Origin of the sequence: Bacillus pretiosus (assembly GCF_051294775.1) — a bacterium.
GTDB classification, from domain to species: domain Bacteria; phylum Bacillota; class Bacilli; order Bacillales; family Bacillaceae_G; genus Bacillus_A; species Bacillus_A wiedmannii.
In genome coordinates, this window is the sequence record NZ_JBPPHF010000038.1 from 1 (window position 1) to 372 (window position 372).

The window sequence follows — 372 nt, forward strand, 5'->3', positions numbered from 1 at the left end:
TCGGTGGGGTAACCTTTATGGAGCCAGCCGCCTAAGGTGGGACAGATGATTGGGGTGAAGTCGTAACAAGGTAGCCGTATCGGAAGGTGCGGCTGGATCACCTCCTTTCTATGGAGAATTGATGAACGCTGTTCATCAATATAAGTTTCCGTGTTTCGTTTTGTTCAGTTTTGAGAGAACTATCTCTCATATATAAATGTATGTTCTTTGAAAACTAGATAACAGTGTAGCTCATATTTTTTTAATTTTAGTTTGGTTAAGTTAGAAAGGGCGCACGGTGGATGCCTTGACACTAGGAGTCGATGAAGGACGGGACTAACGCCGATATGCTTCGGGGAGCTGTAAGTAAGCTTTGATCCGAAGATTTCCGAA

General features: G+C 43.5%; 2 rRNA genes. Both read left to right on the plus strand.

The annotated features are described in order from the left end of the window. Positions 1 to 108, plus strand: a 16S ribosomal RNA gene (locus tag ACSG5Z_RS29745); the annotation flags it as partial. A 146-nt stretch (positions 109 to 254) separates the two neighbouring features. After that, positions 255 to 372, plus strand: a 23S ribosomal RNA gene (locus ACSG5Z_RS29750); the annotation flags it as partial.